General features: G+C 58.9%; 12 protein-coding genes. 5 read left to right on the top strand and 7 right to left on the bottom strand.

Annotated features, from left to right (window positions below):
- Positions 1-176 precede the first annotated feature (176 nt).
- Positions 177-875 carry a GntR family transcriptional regulator gene (locus M2416_RS01175; RefSeq protein ID WP_259221685.1) on the bottom strand — a complete coding sequence of 233 codons (699 nt, stop codon included), beginning with the start codon at positions 873-875 and terminating at the stop codon, positions 177-179.
- Between the two features lie 261 nt (positions 876-1,136).
- On the opposite strand from M2416_RS01175, the gene M2416_RS01170 reads away from it, so the two are divergent.
- Together M2416_RS01170 and M2416_RS01165 are read left to right on the top strand one after the other, a co-directional pair.
- Positions 1,137-2,672, top strand: coding sequence for a PTS transporter subunit EIIC (locus M2416_RS01170; RefSeq protein ID WP_259221684.1), 1,536 nt, complete (start codon positions 1,137-1,139; stop codon positions 2,670-2,672).
- Between the two features lie 11 nt (positions 2,673-2,683).
- Positions 2,684-4,012, top strand: a complete 1,329-nt coding sequence (locus tag M2416_RS01165) for a 6-phospho-alpha-glucosidase (protein WP_259221683.1) — start codon at positions 2,684-2,686, stop codon at positions 4,010-4,012.
- Between the two features lie 187 nt (positions 4,013-4,199).
- On the opposite strand, the gene M2416_RS01160 is transcribed toward M2416_RS01165, so the two are convergent.
- Entirely contained in the window at positions 4,200-4,685 is a 486-nt protein-coding gene (locus M2416_RS01160) for an NADP oxidoreductase (RefSeq protein WP_076945301.1), read from the bottom strand.
- A gap of 259 nt (positions 4,686-4,944) precedes the next feature.
- On the opposite strand from M2416_RS01160, the gene M2416_RS01155 reads away from it, so the two are divergent.
- From M2416_RS01155 to M2416_RS01145, 3 genes are all read left to right on the top strand, one after another.
- Positions 4,945-5,559, top strand: coding sequence for a TetR/AcrR family transcriptional regulator (locus tag M2416_RS01155; RefSeq protein WP_076945302.1), 615 nt, complete (start codon positions 4,945-4,947; stop codon positions 5,557-5,559).
- A 74-nt stretch (positions 5,560-5,633) separates the two neighbouring features.
- The gene (locus M2416_RS01150; protein WP_259221682.1) at positions 5,634-6,740 is read left to right on the top strand and encodes an efflux RND transporter periplasmic adaptor subunit; all 1,107 of its coding nucleotides are present in this window, start codon (positions 5,634-5,636) and stop codon (positions 6,738-6,740) included.
- Positions 6,737-9,829 carry an efflux RND transporter permease subunit gene (locus M2416_RS01145; RefSeq protein WP_259221680.1) on the top strand — a complete coding sequence of 1,031 codons (3,093 nt, stop codon included), beginning with the start codon at positions 6,737-6,739 and terminating at the stop codon, positions 9,827-9,829. The genes M2416_RS01150 and M2416_RS01145 overlap by 4 nt, the downstream gene beginning before the upstream one ends.
- Positions 9,830-9,895: 66 nt before the next feature.
- Here the strand turns inward: M2416_RS01145 and M2416_RS01140 are convergent, their stop codons facing one another.
- The 5 genes from M2416_RS01140 to M2416_RS01120 form a co-directional block, all read right to left on the bottom strand.
- Positions 9,896-11,209, bottom strand: coding sequence for an amidase (locus M2416_RS01140; protein ID WP_259221678.1), 1,314 nt, complete (start codon positions 11,207-11,209; stop codon positions 9,896-9,898).
- A 59-nt stretch (positions 11,210-11,268) separates the two neighbouring features.
- Positions 11,269-12,579 carry a histidinol dehydrogenase gene (hisD, locus tag M2416_RS01135; protein ID WP_259221677.1) on the bottom strand — a complete coding sequence of 437 codons (1,311 nt, stop codon included), beginning with the start codon at positions 12,577-12,579 and terminating at the stop codon, positions 11,269-11,271.
- Positions 12,576-13,718, bottom strand: coding sequence for a nuclear transport factor 2 family protein (locus M2416_RS01130; protein ID WP_076945307.1), 1,143 nt, complete (start codon positions 13,716-13,718; stop codon positions 12,576-12,578). Before M2416_RS01130 ends, hisD begins: the two co-directional genes overlap by 4 nt.
- Before the next feature lie 117 nt (positions 13,719-13,835).
- Positions 13,836-14,807, bottom strand: a complete 972-nt coding sequence (locus M2416_RS01125; protein ID WP_076945308.1) for a nuclear transport factor 2 family protein — start codon at positions 14,805-14,807, stop codon at positions 13,836-13,838.
- A complete protein-coding gene (locus tag M2416_RS01120; RefSeq protein WP_076945309.1) occupies positions 14,804-15,874 on the bottom strand; it encodes a LacI family DNA-binding transcriptional regulator in 1,071 nt (356 codons plus the stop codon). The genes M2416_RS01125 and M2416_RS01120 overlap by 4 nt, the downstream gene beginning before the upstream one ends.
- Positions 15,875-16,034 lie beyond the last annotated feature (160 nt).

The raw sequence follows: 16,034 nt of genomic DNA, 5'->3' as shown, positions 1-16,034 counted from the left end.
GGGCGACCTGAAACGGCGCCCCTGCCGCCGGGCGTTAAAAAGGGTATCCGGCGCATCGTGGGGCAGAGGGGACAGCCGATTCCCCTGCGCTGCACGATGCGCCGCTTGCATGCGTGCGCTCCGGCGGGCCGCAGGAAGTCTCAGGCCGTCGCGCGCCGCCTTCGAAGTCTGGCGGCCTAACGACGGGTGATATGCTTGACGTTGTATTTGTTGGTGTTCTGGTAGATATCGGATAAATCGACGCAGATATTATTCTGCGCGTAGCTGAGCGACTGGACCCGCAGCAGGAGGCTGTTTGCCGGTACCTGCAGGAACTCCGCCTGTTCCCGGGTGGCGAGAACCGGGGAGTAGCTGCGGTGGCTCTCCAGAATGGAAATATTGCACTCTTTCTTGAAATAGTTAAATTTCGATCTTTCCAGATTGCCGATGCTCAGCCATGGAAAAACCGCCACCGGGATATAGCTGTTTTCAATCAAAATGGGCACGTCGTCGATAAGGCGAAGGCGCCTGACGTAATAGACTTTTTCTCCCGGCTCAATTTTTAGCTGCTGGGCGATCGCCAACGGGGCGTCGATCATGGTGAATTCAATCACCTTATTGCGGTAATTGGTCACGCCGACGACATGCATCTGGTAATTAAACCCATCAAGTTCGCCGCCGTGGTAGTTGCTCTTGCGCGCCACGTACGAGCCGCTGCCGTGCCGTTTGACGATCAGCTTTTCCTCTTCAAGCAGCGTCAGCGCCTTGCGGATAGTCATCACCGACGCCTGCAGTTCCTCAGCCAGCGTCTTCTCGCTGGGTAGCGCATCCCCGATTTCGTACTCATCGCTGTTGATGCGATTTTTTAGCTCACCGGCAATTGATTTATATATCACTTATAGATGTCTCAGATTGATGAGTGACTTTGCGAGATCTCAATTAATTTATTGATTAGTATGTAAATAAATTAAATCATGAAAGCTGGTGGCGCAATGTCATCTAAAAATAAGGTTTTACATATATATCTATTCCACCTAAAGGTATATGACTTCTATCACAAATGATGGTTTTGCCGATCTGATTTATTTCGGCCTCGACATAAGCTGGGTTCCATGTTCCGCGACGCTGGCAGGCGTCGGATGGTAAAGGGGTCGACAATGGTTGGGGTTAAAAAATTACAGGACTTTTCGAAGGCGATGATTGGGCCAGTTTTATATCTGCCGGTCGTTGGCCTTTTGATTGCATTACTCAGCATCACTAGCAATAAATTATGGGTGGCCGAAAGCAGCACGCTTTATCTACTGGGTAAATATGTTTCCAGTATGCTTTGGGCAATAATGAATAACCTCGGCTTTTTCTTTTGCCTCGGGCTGGCCAGCGGGCTGGCAAAAAGCCGCAAAGCGGAAGCGGCTTTCGTGGCGGCCATGACCTGGTTTATGTATCTGGCGGCGAATAACAGCTGGCTAACCCTCACGCAACGACTGGCCGAAGGCAGCAGCAATGCGCAGCTATACGGCAGCGGCCAAACCTTTATTTTTGGCTTCCAGGTTATTGATATGGGGGTGTTTCTCGGCATCATTCTCGGCTGCGTCGTGGCGTTTATCCATAACCGCTTCGTGGCGATAGAGTTTCAGGGCGCGTTCTCCATCTACGGCAACAGCAAACTGGTGCTGATCGTCATGATCCCGCTGGTGGGCCTGTTTGCCATCGGCACCGTCTATATCTGGCCGATTGTTGAGCATGGCATATCGGCGCTCACCGGCGTGATGAAAACCTTCGGTGCGGCGGGCGTGTTTCTGTACGGCTTTCTTAACCGCTTTCTTATACCAACAGGCTTACATCACCTGATCTGGTCGCCCTTTGTGTTTACCTCCATCGGCGGGCAGCTGCTGATAGACGGCCAAACGGTCGTCGGGGCGAAGCCCATTTTTCTCGCCGAAATTGCCAGCAATACCGGCGGCGCCTTAAGCGATTCGGCGCGCTTTTTAACTTACGGGATGGTGAAAATATTCGGTACGGCGGGAATGGCCCTGGCATTTTATAAAACCGCGAGGCCGGAGAATAAGCAGAAATTAAAAATCACCCTTATTCCGCTGATCGTCACCTCGTTTCTGGTCGGCATCACTGAGCCCTTTGAGTTCCTGTTCATCTTTACCGCACCGCTGCTCTGGCTGGTCTATTCGCTGCTGGATGGCTTTTTCCAGATGCTGGCCTGGCTCCTTAACGTCCGGGTCTGTGCAACCAACGGCATTATCGATTTCATTGTTTATAACATCCCGGCAGGGGCGCACCTGACGCGCTGGCCCATCTTTGTGGTTCTGGGCCTGATGGAAACCGCGACCATGTACTTTGTCGGTAAATTCCTGATAACCCGCCTTCGGCTAAATACGCCGGGCCGGGAGCAGGGCGAGCCCGGCGCTGAAAAAAAGGCGAGCGCCGGTGCGGTGGGTCAGGCATCGGGTGAACAGGTGGTCCTCGGGCTTGGCGGCAAAGGGAACGTCTGCTCTGTCGATAACTGCTTTACACGACTGCGGGTTGACGTGCGGGACCCCGCTTTGATTCAGGAGAGCCTTCTGAAGAGCAGCGGCGGCGCCAGCGTCATTATCAACGGTCATCACGTTCAGGTTATCTACGGCGTCGGGGTGAATAAAGTTCGCAGTGCCGTAAATAGCTATTTAGATATTCATGAATAAAGAGGTGGAAAATGAAAAATAAATTTGTTGTCACTATTGCCGGCGGTGGCAGTACCTATACTCCGGGGATTGTTATGATGCTGCTGGAAAATATGGACCGCTTCCCCCTGAGCGAGATCCGGCTGTATGACAATAACCCCGAGCGTCAGCGCGTTATCGGCGAAGCCTGTACCATTCTGGTGGCGGAGCGCTATCCGCAGGTTGCGTTCAGCTTCACAACCGATCCGCAGGAGGCGTTTACCGGCGTTGATTTCGTGATGGCCCATATTCGCGTTGGCCTGTATGAGATGCGGGAAAAGGACGAAAAAATCCCGCTTAAGTACGGCGTTATCGGCCAGGAAACCTGCGGGCCGGGGGGCATTGCCTACGGTATGCGCTCCATCGCCGGCGTGCTTGAGCTGGTGGATTATATGGAGACCTACTCGCCGGGGGCGTGGATGCTTAACTATTCCAACCCGGCGGCTATCGTTGCTGAGGCGACCCGTCGATTACGCCCCACGGCGAAGATTATCAATATTTGCGACATGCCGGTCGCCATTGAAGGATTGTTTGCCGACATCCTCGGGCTCTCGTCGCGTAAAGAGATGAACGTCAGGTATTTTGGCCTGAATCATTTCGGCTGGTGGACCAGTATTACGGATAAAGCCGGTAATGATTTAATGCCCGTCCTGAAGCATCACGTTGCCGAGCTGGGGTACTGCAGCCCGAAAGAGGATTTTCAGCATAAAGCGCCGAGCTGGATTGAGACCTTCAAAAAGGTGAAAGACGTCTTCGCCCTCGATCCCGATACGCTGCCGAATACCTACCTGAAATACTACTTCTACGCCGATTACGAGGTTGCCCACTCCGACCCTGATTTTACCCGCGCCAATGAGGTCATGGCGGGAAGAGAGAAGGAGGTGTTCGATATGGCCAGAGAGATAGTCGTGCGCCAGAGCGCCAGCGAGGCCCATTTCCACGCCGGGGCGCACGCGACCTTCATCGTCGACCTCGCCTGCGCCATCGCGTTTAATACCCAGGAGCGGATGCTGCTGATCGTGGAAAATAACGGCGCTATCGCTAATTTTGATGATACGGCGATGGTTGAGGTCCCTTGCCTGGTGGGAATTAACGGTCCGGAGCCGCTGGCGATGGGAAAAATTCCGCTTTTCCAGAAGGGGATGATGGAGCAGCAGGTGGCGGTGGAGAAGCTGGTTGTTGATGCCTGGGTTGAGGGCAGCTATCAGAAGCTCTGGCAGGCCATCACCTTGTCTAAGACGGTGCCGAGCGCCTCGGTGGCTAAAGCTATTCTCGATGACTTAATTGCTGCTAACCGCAGCTACTGGCCGGCGCTGAAGTAAACCTCTGCCGTCCGTCGCTATGCCCGATGACCCCTGTCGGGCATAGACGGGAGCAGGGCGCCAAACGTTGTGCACCTTGCTCATCCGGGGCGCCGGCTGCCGCTTGCCCGGCGCGCAGGGCTTATTCTTCTCTTTCGCCGGGCTGCGGATTTTGTGCACTGCGCCGGACGCATAAAGAGGCAACGTATCACCTAAAACCGGTGGTGACCGAATCAAACTCGGCTTCATCAGCCACCACGCACAGCGGTCCCAGCAGGGAAAACAGGCGCTGAATATGGTCATCGGCGGCGGTCAATATAACGGCGGATTTGTTGATTTCATCGGTAAAGGCCAGCATTAATCTGACGCAATCCTCGTGGCGAAACAGCCGGCGTAGGGTCTGAGAGCGGATTGCCGGGACAAGAGAAATCAGCGTCTGCGAGCCGCGCAGCTGCAGATGTTTTGCGAGCTCGTACAGGGCTTCGGGGCCAGCGTTGATAATAACGACATCCGCCTCATCAATCACCGACCCGGGACTATCCAGCGTCCAGCAGGGAAACTCCCCGGCGAGCATCTGGGCAATCCTGCTTTTACCCGGATAGAGGAACACCTGGGCATCAGGTTGCGCGCGGAAAAATCCTCTCACCAGCTGTTCCGTCAATGCATCGACGCCCAGAATTCCGATCCTTTTCATCCGTTCCCCCGGCTAATGCTGCGATCTGGCGCAGTACCCGCGCTCAAGGGCTGCCAGATATGTGGTAGCGTGCGTACTCAGGCCAGTCCGTTTTATCCCGAGGTTGTGGAAGCGCCGCCCGCACGCTCCGGTCGCTGCTCGCCGCGGGGCAAAGAGGCGAAGGGAGCCCGTTAATTTTCCCGGAGCGGGATCGCGCTGTGACCACATTACCAAATGGTCACTCGTTGTCAATCAGGACGCATTACGCTAAGCTGAAAAAATGAATAAACATACAGATGTACATCCCCCACGGGGACCCTCGGACCACGGCGTCCGCGACCGGGTTGTCGAAGCCGCCACGGAGCATTTCGGGCATTTTGGCTATGAGAAAACTACGGTCTCCGACCTGGCTAAAGCCATAGGCTTCTCAAAAGCTTATATCTATAAATTCTTCGATTCGAAGCAGGCAATCGGCGAGGTTATCTGCGCCAATCGGCTGGCAATGATTATGGAGATTGTTGATGCAGCGATCGCTGATGCGCCGACGGCTTCCGAAAAGCTGAGGCGCTTATTCCGATCGCTCACCGAAGCCGGTAGCGATCTCTTTTTTCACGATCGCAAGCTTTACGACATTGCGGCGGTGGCCGCGCGTGACAGGTGGCCTTCGGCGGAAAAGTATGAACATCACCTGCAGCAGCTGATTGAGAAAATCCTGCTGGAAGGGCGACAGAGCGGGGAGTTTGAGCGCAAAACGCCGCTAGACGAGGCGACACACGCGATTTATCTGGTTATGCGGCCCTATATCAGTCCGGTTGAGCTGCAATACAATCTGGATACCGCATCGTCAGCCGCTGCGCTGCTCTCGTCACTGATATTGAGAAGTCTGTCACCCTAATTTGTGACTGTTGACAAATTTGGTCACTAGTTTGAGAATGCGGCTACCGTCCTGCTAAATCGATAAGGGTACCCATGCTCAGGCTCAAACCTGCTACCTTTGCTGTCTGCCTGTTGCCGTTTGCCCTTGTGGGCTGCGGCGACGCCTCTACTACCGACGATCCCCGTACTCAGCCTCCTCTGGTAAGGTCTGCGACCGTAATGAGTGCGATGGATGCCTCCCGCGCGTTTACCGGCGTTGTTGTCGCCCGGGTGCAAAGCGATCTCGGTTTCAGAGTGCAGGGCAAAATCCTTGAACGCCTGGTCGATACCGGCCAGACCGTCAAGCGCGGCCAGCCGCTAATGCGCCTGGATCCCGTAGACCTGAGCCTGCAGGCTCAGGCTCAGCAGCAGGCCGTCGCGGCTGCCCGGGCCCGCGCAAAACAAGCCACTGCGGATGAGGCGCGCTACCGCGGTCTGGTCGCCACGGGCGCCGTTTCTGCATCGGCCTACGACCAGATAAAGGCCGCCGCCGATACGGCCAAAGCTGAGCTCAGCGCGGCGCAGGCGCAGGCGAACGTGGCGCAAAACGCGACGGGCTACGCCGTGCTGCTGGCCGACGCCGACGGCGTGGTCATGGATACGCTGGCGGAGCCCGGCCAGGTGGTCAGCGCCGGTCAGGCGGTGGTTCGCCTGGCCAGAGCAGGCCAGCGCGAGGCCATCGTGCAGCTGCCAGAGACGCTACGTCCGCCCGTCGGAAGCGCGGCCATGGCAACGCTGTACGGCACGGACAAACAGCCGGTTCCGGCAACGCTGCGCCTCCTTTCCGATGCCGCGGACTCCGTCACCCGTACCTTCGAAGCGAGATACGTGCTTGAAGGGGCGCTGGCGAGCGCGCCGCTGGGTTCGACCGTGACGCTGCATATTGCCGACGATAAATTACCGGGCCAGGTGATGCAGGTGCCACTCGCTGCCATCTACGATCCGGGCAAAGGGCCGGGGGTCTGGGAGATTTCAGGTCAGCCCGCCAAAGTCTCGTGGCGGCCCGTGCAGGTGCTGGGATTGGGTGATGATGTGGCGCAGGTCTCCGGTAACCTCCAGGCTGGTGAGCTGGTGGTCGCTCTCGGGGCGCATTTGCTGCATGACGGTGAGGCCGTACGTACGGCCCAGGGCGATGCCAGCGTCGCCGGGAGTCAGCCATGAGCGAGGGAAAATTCAATCTCTCAGCGCTGGCCGTTCGCGAGCGCTCAATCACGCTGTTCCTTATTATCTTGATTACCGTGGCCGGGATCCTGGCGTTCTTCGAGCTGGGGCGGGCAGAAGATCCCCCGTTTACCGTCAAGCAGATGACGATTATTTCTGCCTGGCCGGGCGCCACCGCGCAGGAGATGCAGGATCAGGTCGCGGAACCGCTGGAAAAGCGCATGCAGGAGCTCAAGTGGTATGACCGCACCGAAACTTACACCCGTCCCGGTCTGGCTTTTACCATGCTGTCACTGCAGGACAGCACGCCGCCTTCACTGGTGCAGGAAGAGTTCTATCAGGCGCGCAAGAAGCTCGGCGATGAGGCCCAAAACCTGCCGGCAGGCGTGATCGGGCCGATGGTCAATGACGAATTCTCCGACGTGACCTTCGCGCTCTTTGCGCTGAAGGCGAAAGGGGAGCCGCAGCGGCTGCTGGTCCGCGATGCAGAATCGTTGCGCCAGCGAATTTTGCACGTGCCGGGGGTCAAAAAGGTCAATATTATCGGCGAACAGGCCGAGCGCATCTTTGTCTCCTTCTCCCATGACCGGCTGGCGACGCTGGGCGTTTCGCCTCAGGATATTTTCTCCGCCCTCAACAGTCAGAACGTGCTGACGCCCGCCGGTTCGATTGATACCAAAGGGCCGCAGGTCTTTATCCGCCTGGATGGCGCCTTTGACAAGCTGGAGAAAATCCGCAAAACCCCCATTGTTGTCCAGGGCAGAACCCTGCAGCTATCGGACGTGGCAACCGTGGAGCGGGGCTACGAAGACCCGGCGACCTTCCTGATCCGCAACCAGGGTGAAGCGGCGCTGCTGCTGGGCATCGTGATGCGTGACGGCTGGAACGGTCTGGATCTGGGGAAGGCGCTGGATGCGGAAACGGCCAAAATCAATGAAAGTATGCCGCTCGGCATGACCCTGACCAAGGTGACCGACCAGTCCGTCAACATCAGCTCCGCCGTTGACGAGTTCATGATTAAATTCTTCGTCGCGCTGCTGGTGGTGATGGTGGTCTGTTTTGTCAGCATGGGCTGGCGCGTGGGCGTCGTGGTCGCTGCCGCCGTGCCGTTGACCCTGGCTATCGTTTTTGTGGTGATGGAGGCTTCCGGCAAAAACTTTGACCGTATCACCCTGGGCTCGCTGATCCTTGCGCTCGGGCTGCTGGTCGATGACGCCATTATCGCCATCGAAATGATGGTGGTGAAAATGGAAGAGGGCTACGACCGCATCAAAGCCTCGGCCTATGCCTGGAGCCACACCGCCGCCCCGATGCTCGCCGGTACGCTGGTCACCGCCGTCGGTTTCATGCCCAACGGTTTTGCCCAGTCCACCGCCGGGGAATATACCAGCAACATGTTCTGGATTGTCGGTATCGCCCTGATTGCTTCATGGATTGTGGCGGTGGTGTTTACGCCTTATCTGGGCGTGAAGATGCTGCCCAACATCAGGAAGGTTGAGGGCGGACACGCCGCTATCTACAACACCCGCCATTACAACCGCTTTCGCCGGCTGCTGACCCGGGTTATCGCCCGCAAGTGGATGGTCGCCGGTACCGTGATTGCCGTCTTTACGCTGGCGATACTCGGCATGGGGCTGGTGAAAAAACAGTTTTTCCCCACCTCCGATCGCCCGGAAGTGCTGGTGGAGGTGCAGATGCCTTATGGCACATCCATTGAACAGACCAGCGCCACGGCGGCGAAAATCGAAGCCTGGCTGAGCAAGCAGAAAGAGGCCAAAATCGTCACCTCCTACATCGGTCAGGGGTCGCCGCGCTTCTTTCTGGCCATGGCGCCTGAGCTGCCCGATCCGTCATTTGCGAAAATTGTGGTGCTGACGGACAATCCGCAAGCACGCGAGGCGCTCAAGTTCAGACTGCGTGAAGCCGCGGCCGGCGGGCTGGCGCCTGAAGCGCGCCTGCGCGTGACCCAGCTGGTGTTTGGCCCGTATTCACCCTATCCGGTGGCATATCGTGTTATGGGGCCGGATCCCTCCACGCTGCGTGAAATTGCGGATAGGGTCGAAAAAGTGATGCAGGCCAGCCCGATGATGAGAACCGTCAACACCGACTGGGGCCCGCGGGTACCGGCGCTGCACTTCACGCTCGATCAGGATCGTCTGCAGGCGGTGGGGCTGACATCGAATGCGGCCGCGCAGCAGCTGCAGTTCCTGCTTTCAGGCATTCCGATCACCTCGGTGCGGGAAGATATCCGTTCGGTGCAGGTCATGGGGCGCGCGGCGGGCGATATCCGGCTTGACCCGGCAAAAATAGCCGGCTTCACCCTGGTAGGTTCTGCCGGTCAGCGCGTTCCGTTGTCTCAGATCGGAGAGGTCGAGGTGCAAATGGAAGATCCGGTTATGCGCCGTCGCGATCGCACCCCAACCATTACCGTGAGGGGCGACATTGCCGAAAATCTGCAGCCGCCGGATGTTTCCACCGCCATCACCAAGGCGCTGCAGCCGGTCATCGATACGCTGCCGGCCGGATACCGCATCGAGCAGGCGGGTTCGATTGAAGAATCGGGGAAAGCCACCAAAGCGATGGTTCCGCTGTTCCCTATCATGATTGCCATCACATTGTTAATTATCATCCTGCAGGTACGGTCGATGGCGGCGATGGTGATGGTCTTCCTCACCGCGCCGCTGGGGCTGATTGGGGTGGTGCCAACCCTGCTGCTCTTCAACCAGCCTTTTGGCATCAATACCCTGGTGGGGCTGATCGCGCTGTCGGGTATTCTGATGCGTAACACCCTGATCCTGATAGGACAGATCCATCACAACGAGCAGGAAGGGCTGGCCCCTTTCCATGCGGTGGTGGAGGCGACGGTGCAGCGTGCCCGGCCGGTGCTGCTGACGGCGATGGCCGCCATACTGGCGTTTATTCCGCTGACGCACTCGGTGTTCTGGGGAACTCTGGCCTATACCCTGATTGGCGGGACCTTTGGCGGCACCATCATTACGCTGGTGTTCCTGCCCGCGATGTATGCCATCTGGTTCAGGATTCGTCCTGATGCTCAGCGGCACAGCGCAGAACGGGCGGCCCATTCGTAACGCGTCCGCAGGCCGCAGGAGGCGTATCCTGCGGCCTGCGTGGACGTTTCCCCCAACGCGCCTCGCTTAGGCAGGCTGAAAAATGCTTTCGCAGGCGAGGGCGATGGACAGTAAAGCGCCCTCGTCCCGCGTTTTCGCCAGCAGCTCCATGCCAACCGGTAACCCGTTCGGCACCAGCCCGCACGGCAGGGTGATGGCGGGCAGGCCGCTGATAGCCGCCAGCTCCGGCGCGCAGCCCGGAGGCATTTTTTCAAGGCTTACCGGCTGACGACTGACGGTGGGATAGACAAAGGCGTCGATCGCGTTGTGCTCTGCGGCCTGGCCCAGGGTCCGATACAGGCGGCGCTGAAAGCGGCGACCGCTCAGCCACTGCGGCGTTTTCAGGCCGTTCGACGTGAGCATCTGTTCCAGCAGCGGCCGAAACTCGGGGAGATATTCGCCGGAGTCGATAATCGCCCGCAGGCTGGCGGGCGCGCCCGGCTGATGCGCCAGCCAGCCGTTGATAGCCACCTGAAATTCACAAAGGCTAAGGCAGGGCCGGGAGCGCACCTCCGCGAGAATGGGCAGAACTACCTCGACAAGCGTCGCGCCGGCCAGCCGAAGCGCCTCCAGCGCGCGATGCCAGACCTTTAGCTGGGCCGGGTCTGCGCCCTCCAGCGCGCTAATCACCCCTAAGCGGAGCGATTTCAGCGATGCGGATGGCGGCTCAACGGGCCGCTCGCCGTGCATAATGGCGTGTAAAAGGGCGGCATCGCGCACGCCGTGGACCATCGGGCCGACGGTGTCCTTGCTGACGGAGAGCGGAGCAACGCCTTCAAGCATCTGGCGACGAAAGGCGGGGCGCAGCCCCACGAGTCCGTTGTAGCTACAGGGAATGCGAATCGAACCGCCGGTATCCGTTCCCAGGGCGCCGTCCGCCATACCGACGGCCACGGCGGCCGCGCTGCCGCCGCTCGAGCCGCCGGCGGTCACCGTGGGATGCTGCGGATTACGCACGTCGCCAGCCAGGGAGCTGCGGGAGCGAACGTCAAAAGCAAACTCGGACATATTCGCCCTGGCGAGAATAATCGCTCCGGCGGCCTTCAGGCGACGGATGACCCGCGCGTCGGATGTCGCCCGTAGCGATGCCAGTCCCCGGCACCCGAGGGTTATCGGCAGGGAGGCGCAGGCGATATTGTCCTTCACGATCAGCGGTACGCCGTGCAGGGGCCCGGCGAGGCCGCCTTCGCGCCGGAGCCGCTGGCAGCGTTCGGCCTCGGCGATGGCATCCGCGTTGACGCCAATAATGGCGTTGAGGTGATGATGGTCGGCGATCAGCTGGAGCCTGCGGGCTATCTCTTCGCGACAGTCCGGAGGTGGGATAAGACGCATTGCGCGCATAGCGTAGGTTCCTGAAGAGGGTAATGCGGCAGGCCGCGCGGCCTGCCGGTGCTCGCAGCCTAATCTCGCAGGCCGGCGGTAATGGCGTCAATCTCCTGCGGACGCAGGCGGATCTCCGCCGCGCGGCGGTGTCCCTGCATTCCCTCGGTGCGGCTTTGGCGAATGGCCGGTTCCGCTATGGCCGCGATGCCGTGCTCGTCGATCCACTGATGGGTGCAAATTTTGACGTAGGCGCCAACCCACAGCCCGCCGGTGTAGCGTGCCGCCGCCATGGTCGGCAGCGTATGGTTGGTTCCGCAGCACTTATCCGAAAAGACGACGCTGGCATTTTGGCCGATAAACAGCGAGCCGTAGTGGCGGATCTTTGCCGCGGTGGCGTGCGGATCGCGGGTATGAACCTGCAGATGCTCGGTGGCGATATGGTCGGCAAAGGCGATCAGCTGCTCTTCCGTCTCGCAGACCACGATTTCGCCCTGACGACGCCAGGCCTCTCCCGCCGTGGCGGCGGTAGGCAGGTTGCCCAGCTGGCGCTCAATCTCGGCAAGGGTCCGTTTCGCGATATCTTCGCTGGTGGTCGCCAGCCCGACGCGGGTATGGACGTCGTGCTCCGCCTGGGCCAGCAGGTCAGCGGCGAGAATGCGCGGATCGGCGTTCTCATCGGCCACGGTGAATATTTCGCTCGGCCCGGCAAGGGCATCAATCCCCACTTTACCGAACGCCTGGCGCTTGGCCTCATTAACGTAGGCGTTGCCGGGGCCGACGATTTTATCCACCGCCGGAATGCTCTCGCTGCCCCACGCCATCGCCGCAATCGCCTGCGCGCCACCCACCTTAAAGATGCGGTGGGCCCCGGCCAGATGGCAGACGGCTATCATCGCCGGATGCGCGCCCGGCGGCAGGCAGGCAATAATCTGCTCGCAGCCCGCAACGGTGGCGGGCACAATCGACATCACCGGCGCGGAGAGAATAGGGTAGCGCCCACCGGGGACGTAGCAGCCCACGCTCTGTAGCGGGATGATGCGATGCCCAAGATGTACCCCCGGCAGCGTTTCCACCTCCAGCGGCAGCATCGTGGCAAACTGGGCCTGCGCAAAGCGGCGTACCTGGGCGATGGCAAATTCGCTGTCGCGACGGGTCTGCGGGTCCATGTCGGCCAGCGCCTGCGCTATCTCGTCGGCGGTGACTTCAAACTGCTGCGGCACCAGGTTATCAAACTGGCGGGAGTAGTCCCTGAGCGCCTCGTCCCCGTCCTGCCTGACGCGCGCGATAATGGCGCTGACGGTCTCGGTCAGCGTGCGGTCCGCCTTCTCATCCTGCCCCTGAGGATGTTTAATCCACGTAACCCGATCGGCAATCGACTGTGCCATCATGCGTTCTCCATCTGACCAAGTTTGATTTGCGCCAGCAGCGCCAGGTGATCGTAAACCACCCACTCATCGACAATTTTGCCGTTCACGATGTGATAGTGGGACATACCCATTACGAACAGACGCTCCCCGGTGGGTTTGCCCAGCTCGCCGTAGCCGAGGTGATGACCTTCCATAATCCAGCGGATCGCCACCTTCACGCCGCCCTCATCGCACGGGTTGGAGCAGATATGCTGCGGAAGCCACGCGCCGTCCGGGATCATGCCAATCAGCGCCAGCGTCTGGTGGGTCACGGACGCCACGCCGTACAGCTCTTTCATCAGCGGACCGTGCCATTGAACGTTAGGGGCGTACACCTCTTTGATCTTGCCCAGCATCCGGCGGTTATAAATTTCGTGCATCCAGCGCAGGCACTGCTCTTCGGTATCGGTATGGGCGATGGAGGTATCGCACTCTATCTCCGGCGGATACTGGCCCAGCAGGCGGCCGTTCTCGCCGATATCGGTCACGCGGAAGCCCTTATCAAACTGCTCCTTCGCCATGTTGCCGGCGATTTCATCGGTATTCAGCCCCAACTGCTTCATCAGCGACATGTTGTCGCTGACCACCCACTCGCGGTAGATCTTGTTCTCGTGGATCATGCAGTCGGCAACGGTGCGGGTGACAAACGTGCGGTTGGTGGGCTGGCCGAGATGGCTGAACTGGGTATGCCGGCCGCTGCCGGTGACCAGATGCGAGGTATAGAAGCCGTCAACGTCATTCCCGTTCCAGATAACCTGGGTGGCCATGCCCCGACGCTCGGGGAAGGCCACCAGCCGTTTCAGGGTATCCTGCACCACCTCCTCGCGGTTATACAGCGTCCCCAGCGCGTTATAAAGCACGCAGTTGTGGGTGTAGTGGGTATAAATTAAGCCGACGTCGCGTTCATCCCATATTTTATGGGTACAGCGTACGATATAGTCGACAATATCCGTATAGCACTCATCGAAGCCTTTTAAGGACTGCGCGCGCGGACGTTTTTCCGGAACCAGATCGATAAAGTCGCGGCGCTCAACCTGTAATACCGGTTCGTCACGCTGAATTTTACTATTATTTTTTTCGGGTACTGCTGGAGCTTTATTTGTTACTTCTGTTGAAGACATAGGACCTCCTGCATAGATGTTCAGAGTTATTCAGACAATAAGCGACCTGCACCCTATAAATGGGCGATGTTATTACCGCAATTAATATTGCGGCAGATAAACTATGATAAATATTTGCTAGTTAACGATTTGCGACCATATTGATAATTCATCGATACCGAGATATTCGCGAATAATTAAACCATCGCGTAATTCCAGCTGGCTGATGCCGGCAATAGAAATAGGTTTGCGCGTCGGCGCGCCAAATTTGCCGTAGCCGTCGTGCCAGGTTAATAGCGACCAGCGCAGCGAGATGCGCACCGGCTCATGGGCATCTTTACGCACGGTCAGATGATGCAGCTGGGTTTCGCTATCGGCGAAGGAGGCGCGGTAGCCGGAGAGCAGCGCGCTGATTTCCGCCTCTCCGGTGCCCATACAGTGACCCGGCGCGTAGAGCGTCGCGGCGGGGTGATATAAACCGGGCACCGTCCCGCTGTTGCCGCCGGCCCACATGGTCAGATAGCGCTCAATCACCCCGGCGATGGGGCCATCGACGTCGTCCCCGTCGGGTCCACCGGCCCAGCGCGCGTCCAGCGCCTCCGCCGGCGTCTTTTCCAGCCCCAGCTGCTGGCGGACGCTGTCCAGGCTGCGGGCAAATTCGCGGACGTCCAGCCCCAGCTGGGCCAGGATCGCCGTGCGGTCCTGCAGCAGCCACTCCTGGCGTATCGCCCCGTCGGCGCAGATGCGGTCCGCCCAGGTGCGCACCCAGACGCTTTTGCCGGTCGGCGCGCCGAAAAAGCCCTCGCCCTGATGGCGAATAGAGGCCACGGTGCGCTGGGAGGCGTAATACTCGCCGCCCTCGCTTTCCGCGCAGAGAATATCCTCCGTCAGCACGCTGCGCTGCGGGAAGCTATGCATGGCTTCCAGGGTATGGCGCATAAACTGGGAAAGGTCGGTCAGCTGCTTTTCCGGGGTAATAAACACCACCGGCGAAGCGTAGAAATCAGCCAGCTGGCCGATATCCTTCTGCTCCCAGACCACGTGGGTCAGCGTGGTAATAAACTGCTGAATAGAATCAAACTGGGGGCTGAAGCCGCGTAATCTGCTCATTTAAGCTCCTGGGGCTGAAACAGGGATAGACCCTCTTTTTCAATAATGCCGCTGTGCGGACGGCGGGCGGAGTGGCGCACAACCAGCATGCCGGGCACGGTAATCTGCTCGGGCTCGATGGTGCCGCTCTCAATTTGCTTCATCAGCAGCCCAACCGCTGCCTCCACCATCTCCTGTACCGGCTGAGAAGCTGAGGTCAAGGCATACGAGGGCCAGCCGGATGGGCCGGTATCGTCATAGCCAATGACCGACAGGTCCTGAGGGATCTGCAGGCCGAACTCGTAGCGGGCGACATCCATCACCGTTATAGCCATATGATCGTTGGCGACAAAGATGGCGTCCGGCAGCGGAGGCGTTGAGAAGAGGCTATAGGCGGCACGAATGGTCTGCCTGGTGTCATAGTTGCCGTTGACCACCCGCACGTCGGTGATCCCCTGTTCCTGTAGCGCCGTCAGGTAGCCGCGCTGACGGGCGATATTCACCGACGAGTCGGCAACGCCGCCGACGTAGGCGTAGCGCTGGTGCTCGCCGGCCAGCAGAAACTCGGCGATTTGCCGCGCCGCCGCTTCGTTATTGCTGTTCACGCTCGACGCCATGCCGTTCTCCTGGCTGCGGTTAAACAGCACCACCGGGATCCCCGCCGCCAGGCACTCTTCGGAGAGATCCAGCGACAGCGTGACCGAGGCCAGCACGATGCCGTCGACCCGGTACTGCATAATCTGATCGAAAATCCGGTCGACGTTGCCCTCTCTGTCGCCGACAAACAGCAGCAGGTGGTAGTTGAGGGTATCGAGCTTTTGCGCCAGCGCTTCCAGAACCTGCGGATAGAACTGGTTATCGAAATAGGAGATAACCACGCCGATGATGCGCGACCGGGCGGTATTGAGAGAGCGGGCGATCGCGTTTGGGCGATAGCCAAGCTCCCGGGCAGCCTTCAGCACCTTTTCACGCGTCGCCGGGGAGATGCTCGCCCCTGGCGTAAAGCTGCGCGATACCGCCGACTGCGATACCCCTGCCAGCTGCGCCACCTGTTGCGACGTGACCGCCGCAAAACTCTTACGTTTCATTACCCCGGTTCCTCATCCTGGACTCTCGCCAACGCCGTTAGGCCGCCGTCAGCAGGAGGGTGTTTTTTATACTTACACCATCTTTGCATGCGTATGCAACAGTAAAAATTAAATTTCTCACAATGTTAATTAGGTTACTTTACAAAATTGAAACCTTTTC

This window comes from Klebsiella sp. BIGb0132, assembly GCF_024810075.1.
GTDB classification, from domain to species: domain Bacteria; phylum Pseudomonadota; class Gammaproteobacteria; order Enterobacterales; family Enterobacteriaceae; genus Klebsiella; species Klebsiella terrigena.
The sequence above is the reverse complement of the archived record's forward strand: the minus strand, read 5'-3'. Positions and strand labels throughout refer to the sequence as shown.

Bases quoted from the DNA above. Each gene is read 5' to 3' on its own strand.
- M2416_RS01155 (WP_076945302.1), top strand. From the start codon at position 4,945: ATGAATAAACATACAGATGTACATCCCCCACGGGGACCCTCGGACCAC.
- M2416_RS01130 (WP_076945307.1), bottom strand. From the start codon at position 13,718: ATGTCTTCAACAGAAGTAACAAATAAAGCTCCAGCAGTACCCGAAAAA.
- M2416_RS01165 (WP_259221683.1), top strand. From the start codon at position 2,684: ATGAAAAATAAATTTGTTGTCACTATTGCCGGCGGTGGCAGTACCTAT.
- M2416_RS01145 (WP_259221680.1), top strand. From the start codon at position 6,737: ATGAGCGAGGGAAAATTCAATCTCTCAGCGCTGGCCGTTCGCGAGCGC.
- M2416_RS01170 (WP_259221684.1), top strand. From the start codon at position 1,137: ATGGTTGGGGTTAAAAAATTACAGGACTTTTCGAAGGCGATGATTGGG.
- M2416_RS01140 (WP_259221678.1), bottom strand. From the start codon at position 11,209: ATGCGCGCAATGCGTCTTATCCCACCTCCGGACTGTCGCGAAGAGATA.
- M2416_RS01160 (WP_076945301.1), bottom strand. From the start codon at position 4,685: ATGAAAAGGATCGGAATTCTGGGCGTCGATGCATTGACGGAACAGCTG.
- M2416_RS01125 (WP_076945308.1), bottom strand. From the start codon at position 14,807: ATGAGCAGATTACGCGGCTTCAGCCCCCAGTTTGATTCTATTCAGCAG.
- hisD (WP_259221677.1), bottom strand. From the start codon at position 12,579: ATGATGGCACAGTCGATTGCCGATCGGGTTACGTGGATTAAACATCCT.
- M2416_RS01150 (WP_259221682.1), top strand. From the start codon at position 5,634: ATGCTCAGGCTCAAACCTGCTACCTTTGCTGTCTGCCTGTTGCCGTTT.
- M2416_RS01120 (WP_076945309.1), bottom strand. From the start codon at position 15,874: ATGAAACGTAAGAGTTTTGCGGCGGTCACGTCGCAACAGGTGGCGCAG.